Here is a 17,755-nt window from a genome sequence, read left to right as displayed (position 1 = left end):
ATCTTTTTCACAAATCATCATTTTTTCACATATTTAACTTAAAAACAAACAATTTGCGCTATATGGTAGAATAGTGGTTAGGTGAAAAATTATGATTATTGCACAAGGACACGATTTAGAACAACAATTTGGGGCCAATACATTATTTAAAAACGTTACTTTTTCAATCGATTCAAACGCTCGAATCGGATTGGTTGGCCCTAACGGGGTTGGTAAAACCACCCTGTTAAAAATAATGACTGGTGAGCAAGAACCAACTCACGGCGAATTTACAGTTAATAAAGGCATTGATGTTGGTTATATCGCTCAGGAAAATGCATTAGATGAAAGTAAAACCATTTGGGATGAAATGGAAACCGTTTTCGCTCCTTTAATAAGGGAAGGAAAAAGCTTAGTCCAACTACAAGAAAAAATTGCAGATCATCCTGAAGATCAAGAATTGCTTAAGCAATACGATCAAAAGCAATTCAACTTTGAACAAAAAGGCGGTTATACTTATCAATCTAATATCAAGAGTATCTTAAATGGATTTAAGTTTCCTGAAGGTACTTGGCAGAAAAAGATTGGTAGTTTATCCGGTGGTGAAAAAACACGGTTAGCTTTTGTTAAGTTGCTTTTGCGCAAACCTGCCCTTTTACTATTGGACGAACCGACTAACTACTTAGACTTAGATACGCTTGACTGGCTAGAAGGATTTTTAAAGAACTATAGTGGCGCAATACTAGTAGTATCCCACGACCAATATTTCTTAGATCATTTAGCAACCCAAATTTTTGAACTAGAATTTGGTAAATTAACTGCTTTTAAGGGCAACTATTCAGCCTATGTCATGCAGCGCGAGCAACGTGATAAGGACCAAGAAGCCGCTTATGAAAAGCAACAAGCTGAAATCAAAAAAGATGAAGAATTTATCCAAAAAAACTTGGTTCGAGCAACTACCACTAAGCGTGCACAAAGTCGGCGTAAAAAACTAGAAAAAATTGAGCGGATTACTCCACCTAAACATAAAAATAAGGTACGGATTCATTTTTCAAGCGATCATCCTTCTGGCAAGGAAGTATTAATTTTCAAAGATTTGACGATTGGTTATCCCGATAAAACCATGGTTAAAGATATTTCCTTCCAGATTAATAAAGGAGATCGCGTCGCGATCATTGGACCAAATGGAATCGGTAAATCTACCCTGCTTAAGACTATTATGAAGCAATTAACGCCCAAGAGTGGCTCAATTAAGTATGGCGCATCCCTTGAGATTGGTTATTACGACCAAGAATTACAAGGACTAGATCCATCTAAAACTGTATTGGATACTGTTTGGGATCGTCATAAGACCATGCCTGAACGCGATGTACGGTCAATCTTAGCCAGCTTTTTATTCACAGCTAAAGACATTGATAAGACCGTAGGTCAACTATCTGGTGGACAAAAAGCACGGTTAACTTTAACTGTTTTATCACTTGAGCATGATAACTTCTTACTGATGGATGAACCAACTAACCACTTAGATATCGAAGCAAAAGAAGTACTGGAAAAAGCTTTAAAAGACTTTGATGGTACCCTGCTCTTTGTTTCCCACGACCGTTACTTTATTAATCAACTAGCTAATAAGATTGTTTTAGTTCGCGATGGGCATGCTAAAGTCTACGATGGCAATTATTCTTATTATCTTGATGAGAAGGCAAAACAAGCAGCTATGGCTGAAAATAGTGCCGCTGAGCCAGAAGTCGAGCCAAGCAAACAAATTAGCCAGCAAAAACTTTCTTACCAAGAGCAAAAGCAACGTGATTCTCAAAAGAGAAAGTTGCAGCGTGCAATTGATAATGCAGAAAAACAAATTGAACAGCTTGAAGAACGAGAGCAAGAAATCCAAACCGAAATGGCCAATCCAGAAATTGCTTCAAGCTTTGATAAATTGGGGCCACTGCAAGAACAGCTTTCTGATGTACAACAGAAATTAGATGAAGCAAATTCTGCCTGGGAAAAGGCAATCGAAGAAATGGACAATTTTGAATAAAAGTATAATAAGTAAGTTCTATGTACTGAGACGTAAAAAGTAGACAATTAAAATATTGGATTAATACAGGCTTGACTTCGATACTCTTTCGGGGTTAAGCCTTTTAATCTGCTCTTTATCCTTTCGTTGTTACAGTATTCGATATATTCCTCGATTGCTTGAGTTAATTCTTGAAGATTATGATACTTGTATTCTTGATCATAGAACATTTCAGTTTTGAGCAGGCCAAAGAAGTTCTCCATTAGCCCATCATCCATGGAGTTGCCCTTTCTGGACATGCTTTGAGTAATACCATGGAGTTTTAAAGCTCGCTGATAACGAGGGCTTTGATACTGACAGCCCTGATCAGTATGAAAAATGCAGTTATTAAGAGCTGTTTCTTTGGCAAAAGCCTTGTCAAGCATTGTCATTACTAAATCCATATCTGGATGTTTGGAGATAGTATAAGAAACTATATCGCCACCGCAGCCGTCTAGAATAGGCGATAAATAAAGCTTTTCATTATTAAGATGAAATTCAGTGATATCAGTATACCATTTTGTGTTAGGCAGGGCTGCGAAGAAATCACGATGAATTAAATTTGTAGCTATTTTGCCAATAGTACCTTTATAGCTTGAATATTTGCGCTTATTGCGCCTGATGCCTTTAAGACCTAATTTATGCATCCAATAGCGAACGGTTTTCTCCGTAACTTTCCAGCCCTCTCTGATTAACTGCAAAGCTACTCTGCGATATCCATAGCGGCCTTGATGATGATTAAAAATCTCATGGATTCTAGCAATAAGCTTTGACCGTTTAGGCTTGACGGGCTGTCGTTTGATAATCTTGTAGTATGAGCTTCCGGCAATTATAGGTAGCTCAGGGTGCTCTGCAATCGCAGCTAATACATAATTTAAACTAACTTTGAATTCTTGCCTTAGATCCGTAATCACCCTAGCTATTTCTTCTGATCTTCTTGATCCAAGGCACTTAGTTTTTTACGTATTCGTTCACAATACGCAATCGCAAGTTTTCTTCTTTCAGCTGCTGGATCTCTTTGGAATAGCTTTGGTTTTTAGTAGTTAAAATTTCTATTCCATGCATATCAATTAATCTAAGCATATAGTCTAAATTAGCTAGATTCATTCTGTACGCTTTAGCCAATTGACTGATTGAGATATTTTCATCTTTCCATTTATGATAAATTTCTATTTTTTGTTCTTTATTAAATTTAGACATAGTAAACATTCTAAGCTAAATAGTGAATTAGTTATCCGACGGGATAATTGATTCACTATTTTTATTCTCTTGTAGAATTTAAGTAGTAGTAAAACTATATGTCCTGGCTCCTTTAGACACTTGATGTCGTATTAAAAACTGGCAGTTTTGCTTGAGTTTTCAGGAGTCTCTTCGAAGAATGTGGACACTTAGATGTCGAGTTTAGAAAATTAGATCTGATTTCTTAAGTAAATACGTTTTACTACTTGAGCTTAGGGGGTTATATTATGCAAGTTACTTTTGGAATTGATGTAAGCAAGTCTACTTCTACTGTTTGTGAACTAATTGGTGAAAGCAAAAATGAACTAACTATTACTAATAATCGTCCTGGTTTTATTCAATTGCTTAATGAATTAACTGCTTTTTCTAAACATCCACAAATTATTTTTGAAGCTACCGGTGTTTATTCACGCAGACTACAATCTTTTTTGGAAGACTATGGTTATGATTATGTAATTATTAATCCTCTTAAAGCTAAAAAAGAAATGGATATGGGACTGCGTCATAACAAGACTGATAAAACTGATGCTTATCATTTAGCCTTAATTCAAAGACTATATCATCATCCAATTAATCAACTTCAATCTCAAACTTATAAGCAGCTTAATTCATTGAGTCGTTTCTACAACCAGTTAACAGCTGACTTAGTAATGGCTAAAAATAGACTTCATCAAGCTTTACAATCGACTTTTCCTGAAATTGAAAACTTATTTTCTGCTGCTAAAGGCAAGAATTACTGGCAAATAGTTAATCATTACCCTCATTGTGATTTAGTAAGAAAAGATGATAAAAAGCAAATTATTAACTGGTTGATGAAATTGAAAGGCATCGCTTTTAATCATGCACAAAGGACAACAGATAAACTAATTGAATTAGCTCATTTAGCTTATCCAGTTGTTTCTTGCTCTGACATAGAAGTCCAGCAAGCACAATATTATGCCCGAAGACTGCTTAATCTAAGCAATCAACGTCAACGTATAATTACAAAAATGGTTAAACTCGCCAAAACTTTGCCTAATCATGACTTAGAAAACCTAGAAAGCATTCCAGGCTTTGCACAGACCACTGCTGTCAGAGTTTTAGCAGAGTTAGGAGATTTACGCAGATTTAGTAATCCTAATAAAATCAATGCTTTTATCGGAATTGATCCAGGCAGATATCAGTCAGGAGAAATGGACTCTAATTTAAGTATTACTAAACATGGCAATGCAGTCGCACGTAAGTTGCTTTATCGAGCTATTGGACAAATTGATAATGCAGCTAAGACAAATCCGTGTCATATAGCAGATTATTATGAAAGCAAAAAGCTATCCTCTCAAACCAAAGGGTTCAAAAAGATAGCTATTGCTTCAATTCATAAACTAATCAGAACCATTTATGCCCTGATTATCAATGATCAACCATATGATTACAACGTAGCCACACATAATCAAAAAGACTTTAGTCGTAATTAATTGATCAAGTACATTATAACGCTAAGCCCAAAAATCAGATATGGATCTGGGCTTATTTGTCGTGTCTAACTAAAAAAATAAATCGACACTAAAAGATGTTTAAGTTGAAATTTAAACAAAAAATGAAGCCAAACTTCTTATTACGCTTGACTTTACGTAGAAAAAGACCTAAAAGTGTCTAACTTTTAGGTCTCAGTTCATATCAATCAAAGATAAACATTTTTTAACAATATATCCAATTATTCCAACATGCTCTTAGCATATGGCAATTCCAATGATGGATCAGCATTCAAAGTCAAATCCGCAAATTGATTATCATTATAAAGATTATATGCAGCAGCACCAATCATCGCAGCGTTATCACCACAAAGCTTGATATCTGGTAAAATCAACTTTGGTTGATCTGCCTTAGGTAGTTTAGCAATTTCTGCACTCATGCGATCACGTAAGCCATGGTTAGCAGCAACTCCGCCACCCATGATAAAGGTCTTGGGCTTATATTGCTTAATTGCGCGAATTGTTTTATGAGCCAAAACATCAATTACTGCTGCTTGAAAACTTGCAGCCAGATCATACTTATTCAACTTTTCATGAATCTGATCAGCATGATGACAAGTGTTAATAAAAGCTGACTTTAAACCTGAGAATGAGAAGTCATAGTCATCATCTTCCATCATTGCTCGTGGGAAGTTAAAGGTATCCTTGCCTTCATGAGCCCAGGCATCGATAGTTTTACCTGCTGGATAGTTTACCCCAAGAACACGACCAATCTTATCGTATGCTTCGCCAGCAGCATCATCGCGCGTATCACCGATAATTTCAAAATGAACAGGATCCTTAAGTAAAACTATTTCAGTATGTCCACCTGAAACCTGTAATGCAAGAGCTGGATATTCAATCTCATCTTTTAGTTGAGCTGCCATAATGTGCCCCATAATATGATCAACACCAATCAAAGGAATACCCGTTGCCATTGAAGCAGCCTTAGCTGCACTTACACCAATTAAAAGAGCACCAACTAAGCCAGGGCCATAAGTCACAGCAATTGCATCGATATCTTTCCAAGTACAATTAGCTTCAGCCAAAGCTTCTTTAGTAATCTGACTAACCACTTCAATATGATGACGACTAGCAACTTCAGGGACTACACCACCAAAGCGTTGATGACTCTTAATCTGCGTTGCTACGATTAAGCTTTCAATCTCACGCCCATTTTTAATGACAGCAGTGGAAGTTTCATCACAAGAACTCTCATAAGCTAAAATGCGAACATCTTTTTTTTCACTCAAAACGTAAACTTCTTTCTTTTAATTTGATGTGGTTTTAACCATAAAACCATGTTCATAGCATCGGTATGAGTATCATGGTAATAGTTTTTACGAATGAAGGTACCTTCAAAACCTAAGGAACGATATAGCTTTTGGGCAATCTCATTATCTACTCTTACCTCTAGACTAACGCAATCACTGTCATTTTCACGCGCCCGATCAATAATCAATTGCATTAAGTAACGACCAATATGCATATTTTGAAAAGCCGGCGCTACTGCAATATTAGTAATATGCGTCTCTTCTGGAGTAAAACGCGCACCAATAAATGCAACTAGCATCGATTCATAATACACTACCAAATAAAGACAATTATGCCGCTTCTCTAGTTCTCGCTCAAATGAAAACTTATTCCACGGTGTCCGACCTGAATAAACTTGCTCCTCTAATACAAGCAGGTCAGGAATATTGTCATCTGTAGCTTGCATAATTTGTAGTCTCTTACCGTTTACATTCGCAATAAACGGGGTAAAACTCATATCAATCCGATTTAACTGTTGATGGAAAAATTGATTAAACTTCTTCAACATAATGACTATCTGGCTCGAATGGTTTGCCTGTCTTTTTATGCCAGTCTACTTCAGCCTGAGTTCGACGCAAGTAACGTGGCAATAATTTATCTGGATCAACTGGAACCGCATTTTCAGCTAATTGTCCAATTAGCCCAGCATGGATGACATTCTCTTCTTCAGTTCCATAAACATATGGAATATTCAAAGCTTTAAATTTTTCATCTTGCTTTTCAAGACCTGAGCCCACAAAAACAATTTTCTTAACTTCATGCTTGGCCGCATAATCTTGAATCACCTTAACTAAAACGTCGATATTGTAATGACCGTCTGGAATGACATTCTCTGGTACAGCACCGCTTAAATAACCGGCCGCAAAATAATTGTCATTTCTTGCATCTAAACCAGTAATTACCAAAGCGTCTTCTTGAACGCCTTTAGCCAAAGCTTGTAAAGTTGAGATTCCTACAACCTCTTTATCTAAAATGCTGGCAAACATCTTAACAGTAGTGATTCCAATTCTTAGTCCAGTATAAGAACCTGGCCCAATAGCAACTGCAAAACGATCAATATCTTTTAAGCTTAAATCATTATCTTTTGAGATTTCATCAATCAAAGGATCAAGATGTTCGCTATGATTACGCTCATCTCGTTCATTTTTCTCAACAATAATTTGTTGACCATCATTCAAGGCCACGCTCAAATGATTAGTAGCTGTCGAAACACTTAAAATTTTCATTTTATATATTTTTCTCTTTTCGCTTTAAATCACTTTTTTATTTTAACACGAGAAACTGCTTGTAAAACAAAGTAGCTGATAACCATTTGAATCCAAGGAACGATCGTCTCCTTAGGTAAACGTTGGATCAAAGCCGCATTGAAATTCATACCATACATAATATGTAGCCATAAGGTATTCATGCCAATATTGACAATTACAGTCACCAGAATAGTAGAAGCAATAATCCGCCAAATTTTAACTGGCTTATTATATAAAAACAGGGCGTAAATAAATGGGCCTGCCATTGCTGTTAAAGTAAAACCAATGAAAAAGCCACCTTGATTGCCAAAAAGTGCAGATGAAATTAAATCACTAATTCCACCGCCAATTGTTCCCCAGAGCGGACCAAAGAGATATCCTAATAGCACACTCCCAATGAACCCCAGTCCTACTTTAACCATGACTGGACCAAAAGAAAATTGACTTAGAATAATTTTCATTGCAACAACAATACCTAAAAAGACTAGTTGCTGTAAATCCGTTCGTAAAATTTTCTTTGTATTCATTCGACCGATTCCTCCCCCTAATTAAAAAGCATGACTAATAGCGTCATGTTATTACTATATCTTACGCCAACTTAATTCACAGACAGCCTTAACTGTCCCATCTTCTGCTTCAATTGCATGATATGTAGTAACAATATCATCTTGAACCAAGTCCATGCAAGAATTTATACTCTCACCATAATGAACTTCTTTATCAAATTTAATATCAATTGCTGTAACGATATGTTCTTTTAAAAAGTTACGATCCAACATATCAACAAACCAACTGAAATAATGACTATTAGTTACATGATGATTGGTATCCAAATCATCATAGCGTGCGCGATACGGACGAATATGTTCATAATTGTCGCGCGCACGCAAACGTGGAAAACGCGGCATCTTTTTAAGTAGTAGTGCACCCCAATCTTCCATCATTTTAGTATCGGCTGGCACCATATGCCGTTTCTTCAAGTCAAGCATTACCCACTGACTTTTTACAGTTACTAATGGCTTGCCGTCTGCCGTACTAACGCCAAAATCACGATATTCAAAAAAGCGGTTATAGCCACTAGCTTCAGTACTCAAGATAACTTGATCACCGGGTTTAGGTAGGTCACTAATCTCAAAATGATATTGCGTTACGACCCAGCCGAGACCGCGCTTGACCAAATCATCGGTCCCGGCACCGCCTTGACTTAATTGATGCTCAGAAACCTGCATCATTAACTCAACTAGTGCTGGTAATTTTAAACGCCGATTTTCATCACAATCTTTAAATTCAATTTGATATTCTTCGGTATACTTCATAATTAATCCTGGTGATATTGATCATACAATTCATTCTTAGAAACATGATGCTGCTTGGCTACCTGTTTAATTGCATCTTTCTTGGATTCACCTTTTTCAACCAAGTCATTAACTAAGTCAATTAATTCTGTCCAAGATAGTTGCTGAGGCGCTTCTGTATTAGGTGAAACTAGAATCACAAATTCCCCGCGTGGAGCATTCTCACTGAAGTAATTCGTGACTTCTTCCACACTACCCCGGATAAACTCTTCGTGGATTTTGGTCAATTCACGTGCAGCAACAATTTGACGATCTTTTGGTAGCACACTAGCCAATGTTTTGAGGGTTTTTGCTAGACGGTGCGGGGCTTCATAAAAAATTGATGTTGCTCTATTATCGCGCATCTGTGCAAAATATGTCTTCTGTTCCGACGATTTTCTTGGTAAAAAGCCATAATAAGTAAATGGCTGATTAAAACCGGAAGCAATCAAAGCAGTTGAAAAAGCATTTGGACCAGGAAGTGGTACAACCGGAATATCATGCTTAATGCATTCTTGCACCAACACATAACCTGGATCAGAAATCACTGGCATCCCCGCATCACTAATCTCGGCAATCACAGCCCCTTCCTTCATCAACTTGATCAATTCCGGCGCCCGCTCTTTGGAATTATACTTATGAAAAGAGATCATTTTATTATGAACCCCAATTTTTTCCAGTAAAATCCCACTAGTTCTTGTATCTTCTGCGGCTACATAATCTGCATCAGTTAAAACTTTTTTAGCACGAATAGTAATATCTTCCAAGTTACCAATCGGAGTTGGCACTAAATAAAGCTTTCCTTCATCTTTTGCATAACTGCTTTGACGTTTCATTATCTACCGTCCTTTTTCTTGCCCTTTTTTTCGCCAAAATTGTCCAAAATATCAAGACAAAACATACAATCTGCACTTGGATCACGATGCGAGCCATAGTACATATTGCAAATGTGATACCCTGAATCATAAATCTTCTTCAATGATTCCAAGCCACTCTGCGTTTTAGTCTCAGGTGCAGGCTGATTTGCCGTTAACTTGTCCAGCTTCTCATGGAGTAATTGATTTTCTACCTTCAACTCCGTGTTTTCTTTTAATGTTTCTAAAATATCATTTTCCAAGCTGGCAATCGTCTTGGTCATATTTTCTGTTGTTTCTTCAATCTTTTTCAGTTTTGAATATGGATCCAATCTAAACACCTACTTCCATTTTAAGGCGAGATAATCTAACGCATTTTGTAAATTTACGTTACTCAAACGCATTTTGTCTATTTCAATTAAATTCTTAAGCATTGTCGCCGCCATTATTCTTTTAGCAGGATTACGCAAATCTTGCTCGGCCAATAATTTTAACTGAAGCAAGATGTAACCCTGCTCTGACACTAGCTTAGCATCAGCAGCTAGCTTGTGTGCACTGACAAGTGCTAAGCTGTTGTGTTCCAGCATTTCTTGATAAAAATATTTAATTGCCTGATTCCATTTATCAAGATTACCCAGTTCCTCAATCTCTGCTTTTGAAAAACCATTCTCCAGTAAGACTGCAGTCCTACCACTAGCTCTCTCACCATTGTCAAAATTAATGATCTGGGTCCGTGAACGCACCGTTGGTAAAATCTGATCACTATTGTTAGTAATCAAAATCGTAACTACTGGCGCTACTGGTTCTTCTAGTAAGTTTAATAAACCGTTTGCTGCAGCTAAAGTTAACTTTTGTGCTTCATTAATAAAGAAGAAACGGCGAGTACTTTCAACTGGGCTTTTGGCTAATTCTTCTTTTAAGGGACGAATTTGATCAATCCCTAGAGTCTGTTTTCCATCAGGCGCTACTAGCAATACATCTGGGTGGTTACCTGACAAAATTTGCCGACAATTTTGACAGCTGCCATCCGGCTTATTTTCACCAGTACAATTAAACAAACAAGCTAGCCAGTATGCAGTATTCAATGCCCGTGCCTCATCGCTATCAACAAAAAGATAACTATGAGCTAACTTTTTTTGGTCATATGCTCTTTTTAAAAATTGGGTTTGCTTTTTCCCAACATTACTAAGATCAATCATCAGAAGCGTTTAAACTCATCAACTGGAACAACAAAACAAGTTGCACCACCGACTGTCACTTTCAAAGGCTGTGTAATTTCATACCCAGTTGAAACCATATGTGGTGTTGCAATTTCCTCTCTTGCTCGGGACTGTTCCTTAATAATCTTTAATACATCGTCTACTTTATCGTCATCACAACCTACTAAAAAGGTAGTATTTCCTTGACTTAAAAAACCACCTGAAGTTGCTAACTTAGTAGCACGAAAATCATTTTGAACAAAGGCCCGTTGTAAATCATTAGAGTCTTCTTTTTGCACAATTGCAATTACTAACTTCATCTAAATCAATCCTTAAAATAACTCTGGCATTCTTTGCTTTAATGTTGCAATAACTTGAGCAACTACCTGATCAATTGGCTGCGTAGCATCAACAGTTACGAAGCGTTCAGGATACGTCTCTTTTACCTTGAGAAAACCGGCATAAACCTTTTTATGAAAGGCAAGATTCTCTTGTTCCAAACGATCTTCCTGACCCGGACGCAGCTTTTCAATTCGTTTTAACCCTACCTCAGGATCAAGATCTAAGAAAAAAGTAAGATCAGGATCTAATTTATCCGTTGCAAAATCATTAATTTGCTTAACTTCCTGAATTCCTAAATCACGTCCCGCTCCTTGATAAGCTAAAGAACTATCGACATAGCGATCTGAAAATACGACTTTGCCTTCCTTTAAAGCTGGACGAATAATCTCTTCCACATGCTGACTACGTGATGCAGCATATAAAAGCGCTTCGGTCTTATTGTCCATCTTGTCGTTAGCAGGATCTAAAATAATGTCGCGAATTTTTTCTGCAATTTTTGAACCGCCTGGTTCACGCGTCACAAGATATTGTGTCTTAAGCTCTGAACCAATTTGGTTCAATACTTCTTTTAAAACTGTACTTTTCCCGGCGCCATCAGGGCCTTCAAAACTAACAAAATAACCTCTCATAAAATCCTCCATATGTCTATTCTACAGAAGTTTCATAGAGATTAACAGTCCTACTATTTTTTATTTATTCAAAATAAAAAAAGACCAATATTCGGTCTTTTTCTACTGGGTAATAGCATTAGTAATACCACTAAATCTTGTGCCTCGATGACGAGCTTCATTATACAAAAAAGTATACTTTGCCTTTAAGATTCGATTTTGCACATAATTATCTTCGGATAAATCTAAAGTTGTTTGATCGAGATCTTGCTCTAATGCAATTTGATTTTGTAGCTTTTCAATCTCGGCTACCAACTTTTGATCACCCATTGCTTTGATCTTTGCTTGCTTTTTATTAGCCATTATAATGCCGTTCTTCCTTGCACTGCGCGCTTTAAAGTAATGGAATTAGCATATTCAATGTCACTACCAACTGACAAACCAGCGGCCAATCTGGTTACCTTAATACCAGCTGGCTTAATTAATTTGCTGATATACATCGCAGTTGATTCGCCTTCTGGAGTTGAATTAAGCGCCAAAATCACTTCTTTAACAGCATCATTTTTTTGCAAACGCGTAATTAAAGACTTGATATTGATCTCTTCTGGTCCAATTCCATCCATTGGTGAAAGAACACCATGAAGCACGTGATAAAGTCCGTCATATTCGCCCATTTCCTCAAAAGCCATCAAATCCTTTGGTTGTTCAACTACCATAATAGTTGTTTGATCGCGATTAGGATTAGAGCAAATATCACAGACATCTTTTTCGGTAATATTGCCACAGATCGGACATTGATGAATGTCTTTTTTTACTTGAACTAAAGACTTAGCAAAATCATCGACATCCTGATCAGGCATATCCATCGTATAAAAAGCCAACCGAGTCGCCGTTTTTTCACCGATTCCAGGTAGCTTCATATAAGCATCAATTAAATGAGCAATTGGTAATGGATATTGCAATTACATCAAACCTTTCGTGTATTTACCTAAGCTTGCCTGAGTTGCCTCATCAATTTTGGCCAAGCCCTTGTTAACCGCATCAATTACCAAATCTTGTAACATATCTGGGTCGTCTGGATCAATTGCTTCCTTATCAATCTTGATGTCCTTCAACTTGCGGTCACCAGTAAAGGTAGCTACTACTAAATCATCGGCAGACTTACCAGTAAATTCTTGAGCAGTAATGTTTTCCTGCTCTTCTGCCATTTGTGCTTGCAACTTCTTAGCTTGCTTCATCATTTGTTGCATGTTCATGCCGCCCATGCCCATACCACCAAAATTAGGTCTTCTACTCATAATTTTTCTCCTTTATTATTCTATTATACTAATAATCTGCTTATCAAAATTGTCGTCTTTCTCTAGTTTAACTTGTTTATCATCAAAATTAAACTCAGCAGTATGCTTATGCGGTATCTTCACCTTATTAGTTACGCCCATTTTCATCCATTCATATTCTGAATCGATGTGCCCTATATCAATCATTTGATTATTAAGCTGAGCTATCAAATCAGCCACAATCACTTTTGCAGTAGGACTTAACATCAGTAAAATCAACCTATTAGCTGCATTTTTAATAATTTCATCTTCAATAACTTTTTTGCGACTATATGCATTAGTTGGCGGACAAATGAGTCTACTAATTGATCTAGCATTAGAAAACAAGTCATGCCTTCGCCTGAGCGACTATATTTACCTTCTACAATTAAAAGATCATGATCCTGCCAAAGCTGTTTCATTTTAGCAAAATAATCTTTAGCGTGACTTTTATCTACTAAATCAATATATGGCCGTGAAAAGAAAGTAGAAACGTATACATTGTATTGCAATTCAACTTCTCTTAACAAGTCATGATTATTCGGGAAGAAACTATTTTGATAAAAATTACGGCAATAATCATTATAGCGATCTAACTTTTCAAAAACATCAGATAATCCTACTAATAAACGGCGATTGCTGCCTTCTAACAGGAGCTCTTTTAGCGAACCAGCTAGAATTATGATCTTCTAGTAAGATCTGTAATGTTGTTTCTTTATTTAAAACTTTAATATTATAATCATTGCTCATAGTACTTTAGTCTTTAATATTGACTGCATCCCCAAAAAGATCCTTTGCCTTATTAATCACTTCTAGATCAACTTCTGGTTCATCTGACTTTTCTTCTTGAATCTCAATCTGTTGCTTTTTCTTAGCAAGTAGCTCATCCTTATGGCTTTCAACAAATTCTTTTCTAACTGCCAGCCAATCGTTATCTGGCACCAAAACAATGCCGTAAGAATGTTTAGCAAACTTTTCAATATAGTCCGTTAAGCGCCCTAACAGATCATTATCTGCGCTCGCATTTTCAAACCATAAAGTATATTTGCATTTCATGACAACTTGTTCAGGACTAGCAGCCACTGGTTCTAATACATCAAGCAGTGCTTTTTCAGAGACAGCTAAAACAGATTGTAAATCAGGCCAGACATTCTTAATTGTCTCTAAATCGTTTCGAGTAGCATTTTCAAGAACATGATATACTTGTTTGCGATTTTCTGCCGTAGTTTTTTTGACTTTTCTAACCGGCTTTTTAGTTTGCTTCTCTTTTGGTTTAACAGCAGGGTTAGGAGCCACTTTAGGTACCGCAGTATCCAAGTGAAATACCTGATTTGTTGATAAACTTGGCTTATTGGATACTTCACTAAGTTTTTGTGTTAAATCAACGACTTGCTTCTTCAACGCTGCTAGTTCAGCCTGCAAATCAGTATTACCTTGTGCAGGTTGAGCTGGTGTTGTCTTAGCTGGGGCAGCGCTTGTCTGCACTGGTGCAGGACTACTTGCTTCTACTAAGAACACTTCCAGTGGTATCTGTTGCTGATTAGTATAGCGTAAATCATTCAAGGCATTATTAGCCAAATTAATCAGTCGATAATAACTATCTGTAGAAACGCTCTTTATTTTTTCAATAAAGTCTTTTGTTAAAAAAGTTTCCTGTTTATTTTCATCGGTTTTGACGATTAATAAACTCTTAGTAGTTAGATCGATGATTTCATCTAAAATGTTTTTTGAACTAGCTCCTTTAGCCAACTCATCTTGTGTAAGCTGCAAGGCTTGACCTGCATCCTGATTTAACAAAGCTAAAAGAATTTTTTCAATATTTTCTCGATCTGCAAAGCCTGTAATCTGCAAAGCATCATCATAGTTGACGCTTTCCTTCTCGTAACTCAACAGTTGATCCAAAATGCTAAGAGCATCCCGCATCCCACCATCGGCTACTTGAGCAATGACTGCTAAAGCTTTATCTTCATATTTAATATTTTCTTGATCAAGAATGTATTTCATTCTCTTCTCAAGGTCTTCTTTGGAAATTCGCTTAAAATTATAGCGCTGCGTTCTAGAAATAATTGTCGCAGGCACTTTTTGCAATTCAGTCGTTGCTAAAATAAATACTACATGCTCTGGTGGCTCTTCTAATGTCTTCAGCAAAGCATTAAAAGCTCCCATCGACAACATATGAACTTCGTCGATGATATATACCTTGTATTTACCTTCCGTTGGAGCATATTTTACCTTATCGCGAATTTCACGAATTTCATCAACCCCATTATTTGAAGCGGCATCAATTTCCATGATATCTGGCATTGAACCTTGATCAGCTGCAATACAGTTAGCACACTCATTGCATGGTTCACCATCTTGCAAATTAGTACAATTCAATGCCTTAGCAAAAATCTTAGCACAAGATGTTTTACCAGTTCCGCGGGGTCCTGCGAAAAGAAACGCATGGGAAACCTTACCACGTTTAATCGCATTTTTTAAGGTATCGGTAATCGCTTCTTGACCAATCACACTGTCAAAAGTCCGCGGCCGCCACTTACGATATAGCGCTTGATAAGCCATAAATTCTCTTTCCTAAGTAAAAAAGCTCCTAGCTCTCGAAGAGCTAAGAGCTGTTAATATTCTAACAAAAAAGGCACATGCCTGAACAACCTTAGTGCTGCTACCTTCCGGTCCTGACACAATTCAGAGGTCAAACATTGCCCAACAACTATGTTAACGTATTTCAGTAAATATTACCAGCATCTTGTTTTAAAAATTACTGATTTTATACTTCTTTTTGAGCTAATTTAGCTGCTTTTTGTTTCTCACGAATCGCTCTGAAAAAATCTTTTAGCATTTGTGCACATTGATCACGATACAGTCCACGAATTGCATGCGGATGATGATTAAATTTTTCTACGCTAAATAAATCCACAACTGATCCACAAGCTCCGGCTTTTGGATCAAGTGCACCGAAATAAACGTCTTTTATTCTAGAATTAATAATTGCCCCTGCACACATCGGGCATGGTTCCAAAGTCACGAATAAGCTGCAGTCAATTAAGCGCCACATGCCTAACTTACTGCAAGCTTCTTTAATCGCAATCATTTCTGCATGTTGGGTAGCATCTTCATCAAGTTCACGCCTGTTATATCCAGTACCAACTACGCGGCCATCAGGATCAACAACAACTGCCCCTATCGGCACCTCTCCTTGCTTTTCAGCTTCTTTTGCCTGGTCAATGGCTAATTGCATGTATTTCCTTTTATCTTCGCCAGACAGCATTTTATCACTTCTCAATTCATCGTTTTTATTTATTGTATCAAAAAAGCAGCTATTTGCGACTAGCTGCTTACTTTTTACAATGGTTCAATGTTACGATTTCTAAAGTTGTGGTAGAAAAAGATTCCTGACAAGATCAAGTATAATGCAGCAATTCCAGCTGGAGCAGCAGTCTCGTTATCACCGGAAATCATACCTAACATAAACACACCAACAATTACAATCAATACTGCAACAATGTATTTCCAAGCCTTTTTCATAATAATTATCCTCTTCACATACTCTTGATATTTACAAGATTATTATACGAGGATAAATCCAGTTTTGAAAGCACTTTTATAAAGTCTAATGCTTATTTAATAGTACTTTCAAGCATTTTTTATTTAGTTATTTCTTAGTTGATTTTAAGATATAATAGCCTTTATCTCTTGTTAAAATTTCACAATTACCATATGTATTGGTCATCAGCTTACGCGCACTAGGTTCTCCCTGCTTTTTCTGAATAACTACTAATAAGATACCGCCATTAACCAAATGCTCATTTGCTCCCAGTAAAATCTCATTAACCACTTTTTTTCCTGCTCTAATAGGCGGATTTGTTAATATTAGACCAAACTTTTTATCATTATCCACATGTTCATAACAATCAGAGGAATAGATATTTACATTATCTATGTGATTAACTTGTGCATTCTGCTTTGCCAAGCTTAATCCACGCTCATTTACATCAACCATATCTACAGTTTGATCAGGCCAAAACTTAGCCGCAAATAAACCAATCGGACCATAACCGGTACCAACATCCAAGATATTATCCTTAGGAAAAACAACATCTTTCATTGCCTTGATCAATACGCCTGAGCCATAATCAACCCTCATTTTAGAAAAGACACCTGCGTCTGTTGTGAATTTCAAATCAATATTATCCACATGATAATCAACAACATGTTGATCATGCTTGGCAGTAGGATCAGTCGCAAAATACATTTGATTTTTTTCTTCACTCATTTTAACTAACCTTTCTTTTTCTCAAACCATTCTTTTATCTTATGCAGCTCCGTTGTATTCTGTACATCTTTCAATTCATTAATCTGTGCTTGCATCTTTTTGTTTTGATCAGCCAAATCCTTGTTTTGCTTTTCTAAATTATCAAGCTTTTTCAAAATTAATTGAATATTATCATGCGTTTTTAACGTATTCGCGCCATTCGTTCTCCTCATCAAATACGAAGTAATCGATGACGTTAACATACCAACTATTCCAATTCCTAAAAGCATCATTACTAATGTAACGAATTTTCCTACAATACTATGCGGTGGAATTGTTTTGCCAAAAATTGCATCATAACCGACAGTAGAAGCTGTTGAAATGACCCACCAAAAAGCAGTATCCAGCGTTACATGTTCAGTGATTGCGAATGCTTCCGCTCCTACCAACAAAAATGTAATTGTAAAAAAGATGGTTCAGTATAAATTCTTGTGTAAACGGCTGTGAGATTTAGGATGCCTTTCGGGA

19 protein-coding genes, 1 other RNA gene and 3 pseudogenes are annotated in these 17,755 nt (G+C 36.7%); 2 read left to right on the top strand and 21 right to left on the bottom strand.

Annotated elements, in window-relative coordinates:
• The first annotated feature begins 91 nt into the window (after nucleotides 1-91).
• On the top strand, nucleotides 92-2,014 hold the full coding sequence (locus CP352_RS07835) for an ABC-F family ATP-binding cassette domain-containing protein (RefSeq protein ID WP_098034905.1): 1,923 nt from the start codon (nucleotides 92-94) through the stop codon (nucleotides 2,012-2,014).
• Between the two features lie 47 nt (nucleotides 2,015-2,061).
• On the opposite strand, the pseudogene CP352_RS07830 reads toward CP352_RS07835, so the two are convergent.
• Nucleotides 2,062-3,232 (bottom strand): annotated as a pseudogene (locus CP352_RS07830) (IS3 family transposase).
• A gap of 266 nt (nucleotides 3,233-3,498) precedes the next feature.
• Here CP352_RS07830 and CP352_RS07825 point away from each other — a divergent pair.
• Nucleotides 3,499-4,725 carry an IS110 family transposase gene (locus CP352_RS07825; protein WP_087284763.1) on the top strand — a complete coding sequence of 409 codons (1,227 nt, stop codon included), beginning with the start codon at nucleotides 3,499-3,501 and terminating at the stop codon, nucleotides 4,723-4,725.
• A gap of 239 nt (nucleotides 4,726-4,964) precedes the next feature.
• Here the strand turns inward: CP352_RS07825 and tsaD are convergent, their stop codons facing one another.
• From tsaD to CP352_RS07720, 20 genes and pseudogenes are all read right to left on the bottom strand, one after another.
• Nucleotides 4,965-6,014, bottom strand: a complete 1,050-nt coding sequence (gene tsaD, locus CP352_RS07820) for a tRNA (adenosine(37)-N6)-threonylcarbamoyltransferase complex transferase subunit TsaD (protein WP_098034904.1) — start codon at nucleotides 6,012-6,014, stop codon at nucleotides 4,965-4,967.
• Nucleotides 6,011-6,583: a ribosomal protein S18-alanine N-acetyltransferase gene (gene rimI / locus CP352_RS07815; protein WP_013085858.1), complete on the bottom strand. Its 573-nt coding sequence runs from the start codon at nucleotides 6,581-6,583 to the stop codon at nucleotides 6,011-6,013. Before rimI ends, tsaD begins: the two co-directional genes overlap by 4 nt.
• The gene (tsaB, locus tag CP352_RS07810; RefSeq protein ID WP_089147390.1) at nucleotides 6,567-7,301 is read right to left on the bottom strand and encodes a tRNA (adenosine(37)-N6)-threonylcarbamoyltransferase complex dimerization subunit type 1 TsaB; all 735 of its coding nucleotides are present in this window, start codon (nucleotides 7,299-7,301) and stop codon (nucleotides 6,567-6,569) included. The genes rimI and tsaB overlap by 17 nt, the downstream gene beginning before the upstream one ends.
• A 29-nt stretch (nucleotides 7,302-7,330) precedes the next feature.
• A complete protein-coding gene (locus tag CP352_RS07805; protein WP_013085856.1) occupies nucleotides 7,331-7,849 on the bottom strand; it encodes a folate family ECF transporter S component in 519 nt (172 codons plus the stop codon).
• Nucleotides 7,850-7,903: 54 nt separating this feature from the next.
• Nucleotides 7,904-8,638 (bottom strand): acyl-[acyl-carrier-protein] thioesterase, encoded by a 735-nt coding sequence (locus CP352_RS07800; protein ID WP_061204444.1) that lies wholly within the window; start codon nucleotides 8,636-8,638, stop codon nucleotides 7,904-7,906.
• A 2-nt stretch (nucleotides 8,639-8,640) separates the two neighbouring features.
• The gene (rsmI, locus tag CP352_RS07795) at nucleotides 8,641-9,492 is read right to left on the bottom strand and encodes a 16S rRNA (cytidine(1402)-2'-O)-methyltransferase (protein ID WP_013085854.1); all 852 of its coding nucleotides are present in this window, start codon (nucleotides 9,490-9,492) and stop codon (nucleotides 8,641-8,643) included.
• On the bottom strand, nucleotides 9,492-9,842 hold the full coding sequence (gene yabA, locus CP352_RS07790) for a DNA replication initiation control protein YabA (RefSeq protein ID WP_005721578.1): 351 nt from the start codon (nucleotides 9,840-9,842) through the stop codon (nucleotides 9,492-9,494). Before yabA ends, rsmI begins: the two co-directional genes overlap by 1 nt.
• A 9-nt stretch (nucleotides 9,843-9,851) precedes the next feature.
• Nucleotides 9,852-10,709: a DNA polymerase III subunit delta gene (locus CP352_RS07785; protein WP_013085853.1), complete on the bottom strand. Its 858-nt coding sequence runs from the start codon at nucleotides 10,707-10,709 to the stop codon at nucleotides 9,852-9,854.
• Nucleotides 10,709-11,029: a cyclic-di-AMP receptor gene (locus tag CP352_RS07780; RefSeq protein WP_005728615.1), complete on the bottom strand. Its 321-nt coding sequence runs from the start codon at nucleotides 11,027-11,029 to the stop codon at nucleotides 10,709-10,711. The genes CP352_RS07785 and CP352_RS07780 overlap by 1 nt, the downstream gene beginning before the upstream one ends.
• Before the next feature lie 12 nt (nucleotides 11,030-11,041).
• Entirely contained in the window at nucleotides 11,042-11,680 is a 639-nt protein-coding gene (gene tmk / locus CP352_RS07775; protein WP_005728616.1) for a dTMP kinase, read from the bottom strand.
• A gap of 102 nt (nucleotides 11,681-11,782) precedes the next feature.
• The gene (locus CP352_RS07770) at nucleotides 11,783-12,022 is read right to left on the bottom strand and encodes a YaaL family protein (RefSeq protein ID WP_005720594.1); all 240 of its coding nucleotides are present in this window, start codon (nucleotides 12,020-12,022) and stop codon (nucleotides 11,783-11,785) included.
• Nucleotides 12,022-12,621, bottom strand: a complete 600-nt coding sequence (gene recR, locus CP352_RS07765) for a recombination mediator RecR (protein ID WP_005728617.1) — start codon at nucleotides 12,619-12,621, stop codon at nucleotides 12,022-12,024. The genes CP352_RS07770 and recR overlap by 1 nt, the downstream gene beginning before the upstream one ends.
• Nucleotides 12,622-12,957, bottom strand: coding sequence for a YbaB/EbfC family nucleoid-associated protein (locus tag CP352_RS07760; protein WP_005720596.1), 336 nt, complete (start codon nucleotides 12,955-12,957; stop codon nucleotides 12,622-12,624). It lies immediately after the preceding gene.
• 15 nt (nucleotides 12,958-12,972) lie between these two features.
• Nucleotides 12,973-13,628 (bottom strand): annotated as a pseudogene (locus CP352_RS11360) (GT-D fold domain-containing glycosyltransferase).
• Between the two features lie 103 nt (nucleotides 13,629-13,731).
• The gene (dnaX, locus tag CP352_RS07745) at nucleotides 13,732-15,537 is read right to left on the bottom strand and encodes a DNA polymerase III subunit gamma/tau (protein ID WP_089146148.1); all 1,806 of its coding nucleotides are present in this window, start codon (nucleotides 15,535-15,537) and stop codon (nucleotides 13,732-13,734) included.
• 56 nt (nucleotides 15,538-15,593) lie between these two features.
• Nucleotides 15,594-15,691: signal recognition particle sRNA small type (ffs, locus tag CP352_RS07740), an RNA gene on the bottom strand.
• A 51-nt stretch (nucleotides 15,692-15,742) separates the two neighbouring features.
• Nucleotides 15,743-16,243, bottom strand: a complete 501-nt coding sequence (gene tadA, locus CP352_RS07735) for a tRNA adenosine(34) deaminase TadA (protein ID WP_005728621.1) — start codon at nucleotides 16,241-16,243, stop codon at nucleotides 15,743-15,745.
• Between the two features lie 74 nt (nucleotides 16,244-16,317).
• On the bottom strand, nucleotides 16,318-16,500 hold the full coding sequence (locus CP352_RS07730) for a hypothetical protein (RefSeq protein ID WP_005720449.1): 183 nt from the start codon (nucleotides 16,498-16,500) through the stop codon (nucleotides 16,318-16,320).
• Nucleotides 16,501-16,627: 127 nt separating this feature from the next.
• A complete protein-coding gene (locus tag CP352_RS07725; protein WP_005720447.1) occupies nucleotides 16,628-17,248 on the bottom strand; it encodes a class I SAM-dependent methyltransferase in 621 nt (206 codons plus the stop codon).
• Between the two features lie 5 nt (nucleotides 17,249-17,253).
• A pseudogene (locus CP352_RS07720) lies at nucleotides 17,254-17,700 on the bottom strand (ion channel); the annotation flags it as partial.
• Nucleotides 17,701-17,755 lie beyond the last annotated feature (55 nt).

This window comes from Lactobacillus sp. UMNPBX1 (assembly GCF_002554085.1).
GTDB classification, from domain to species: Bacteria; Bacillota; Bacilli; order Lactobacillales; family Lactobacillaceae; genus Lactobacillus; species Lactobacillus crispatus.
Note: the sequence above shows the minus strand (reverse complement) of the source record. Positions and strands in the feature narration are given on the sequence as shown.

What these genes read in the sequence shown, in the direction of transcription:
- CP352_RS07835 (WP_098034905.1), top strand. Translation starts at nt 92, where the DNA reads ATGATTATTGCACAAGGACACGATTTAGAACAACAATTTGGGGCCAAT.
- CP352_RS07825 (WP_087284763.1), top strand. Translation starts at nt 3,499, where the DNA reads ATGCAAGTTACTTTTGGAATTGATGTAAGCAAGTCTACTTCTACTGTT.
- rimI (WP_013085858.1), bottom strand. Translation starts at nt 6,583, where the DNA reads ATGTTGAAGAAGTTTAATCAATTTTTCCATCAACAGTTAAATCGGATT.
- tsaB (WP_089147390.1), bottom strand. Translation starts at nt 7,301, where the DNA reads ATGAAAATTTTAAGTGTTTCGACAGCTACTAATCATTTGAGCGTGGCC.
- CP352_RS07805 (WP_013085856.1), bottom strand. Translation starts at nt 7,849, where the DNA reads ATGAATACAAAGAAAATTTTACGAACGGATTTACAGCAACTAGTCTTT.
- CP352_RS07800 (WP_061204444.1), bottom strand. Translation starts at nt 8,638, where the DNA reads ATGAAGTATACCGAAGAATATCAAATTGAATTTAAAGATTGTGATGAA.
- rsmI (WP_013085854.1), bottom strand. Translation starts at nt 9,492, where the DNA reads ATGAAACGTCAAAGCAGTTATGCAAAAGATGAAGGAAAGCTTTATTTA.
- CP352_RS07785 (WP_013085853.1), bottom strand. Translation starts at nt 10,709, where the DNA reads ATGATTGATCTTAGTAATGTTGGGAAAAAGCAAACCCAATTTTTAAAA.
- CP352_RS07780 (WP_005728615.1), bottom strand. Translation starts at nt 11,029, where the DNA reads ATGAAGTTAGTAATTGCAATTGTGCAAAAAGAAGACTCTAATGATTTA.
- tmk (WP_005728616.1), bottom strand. Translation starts at nt 11,680, where the DNA reads ATGAGAGGTTATTTTGTTAGTTTTGAAGGCCCTGATGGCGCCGGGAAA.
- CP352_RS07770 (WP_005720594.1), bottom strand. Translation starts at nt 12,022, where the DNA reads ATGGCTAATAAAAAGCAAGCAAAGATCAAAGCAATGGGTGATCAAAAG.
- CP352_RS07760 (WP_005720596.1), bottom strand. Translation starts at nt 12,957, where the DNA reads ATGAGTAGAAGACCTAATTTTGGTGGTATGGGCATGGGCGGCATGAAC.
- dnaX (WP_089146148.1), bottom strand. Translation starts at nt 15,537, where the DNA reads ATGGCTTATCAAGCGCTATATCGTAAGTGGCGGCCGCGGACTTTTGAC.
- tadA (WP_005728621.1), bottom strand. Translation starts at nt 16,243, where the DNA reads ATGCTGTCTGGCGAAGATAAAAGGAAATACATGCAATTAGCCATTGAC.
- CP352_RS07730 (WP_005720449.1), bottom strand. Translation starts at nt 16,500, where the DNA reads ATGAAAAAGGCTTGGAAATACATTGTTGCAGTATTGATTGTAATTGTT.
- CP352_RS07725 (WP_005720447.1), bottom strand. Translation starts at nt 17,248, where the DNA reads ATGAGTGAAGAAAAAAATCAAATGTATTTTGCGACTGATCCTACTGCC.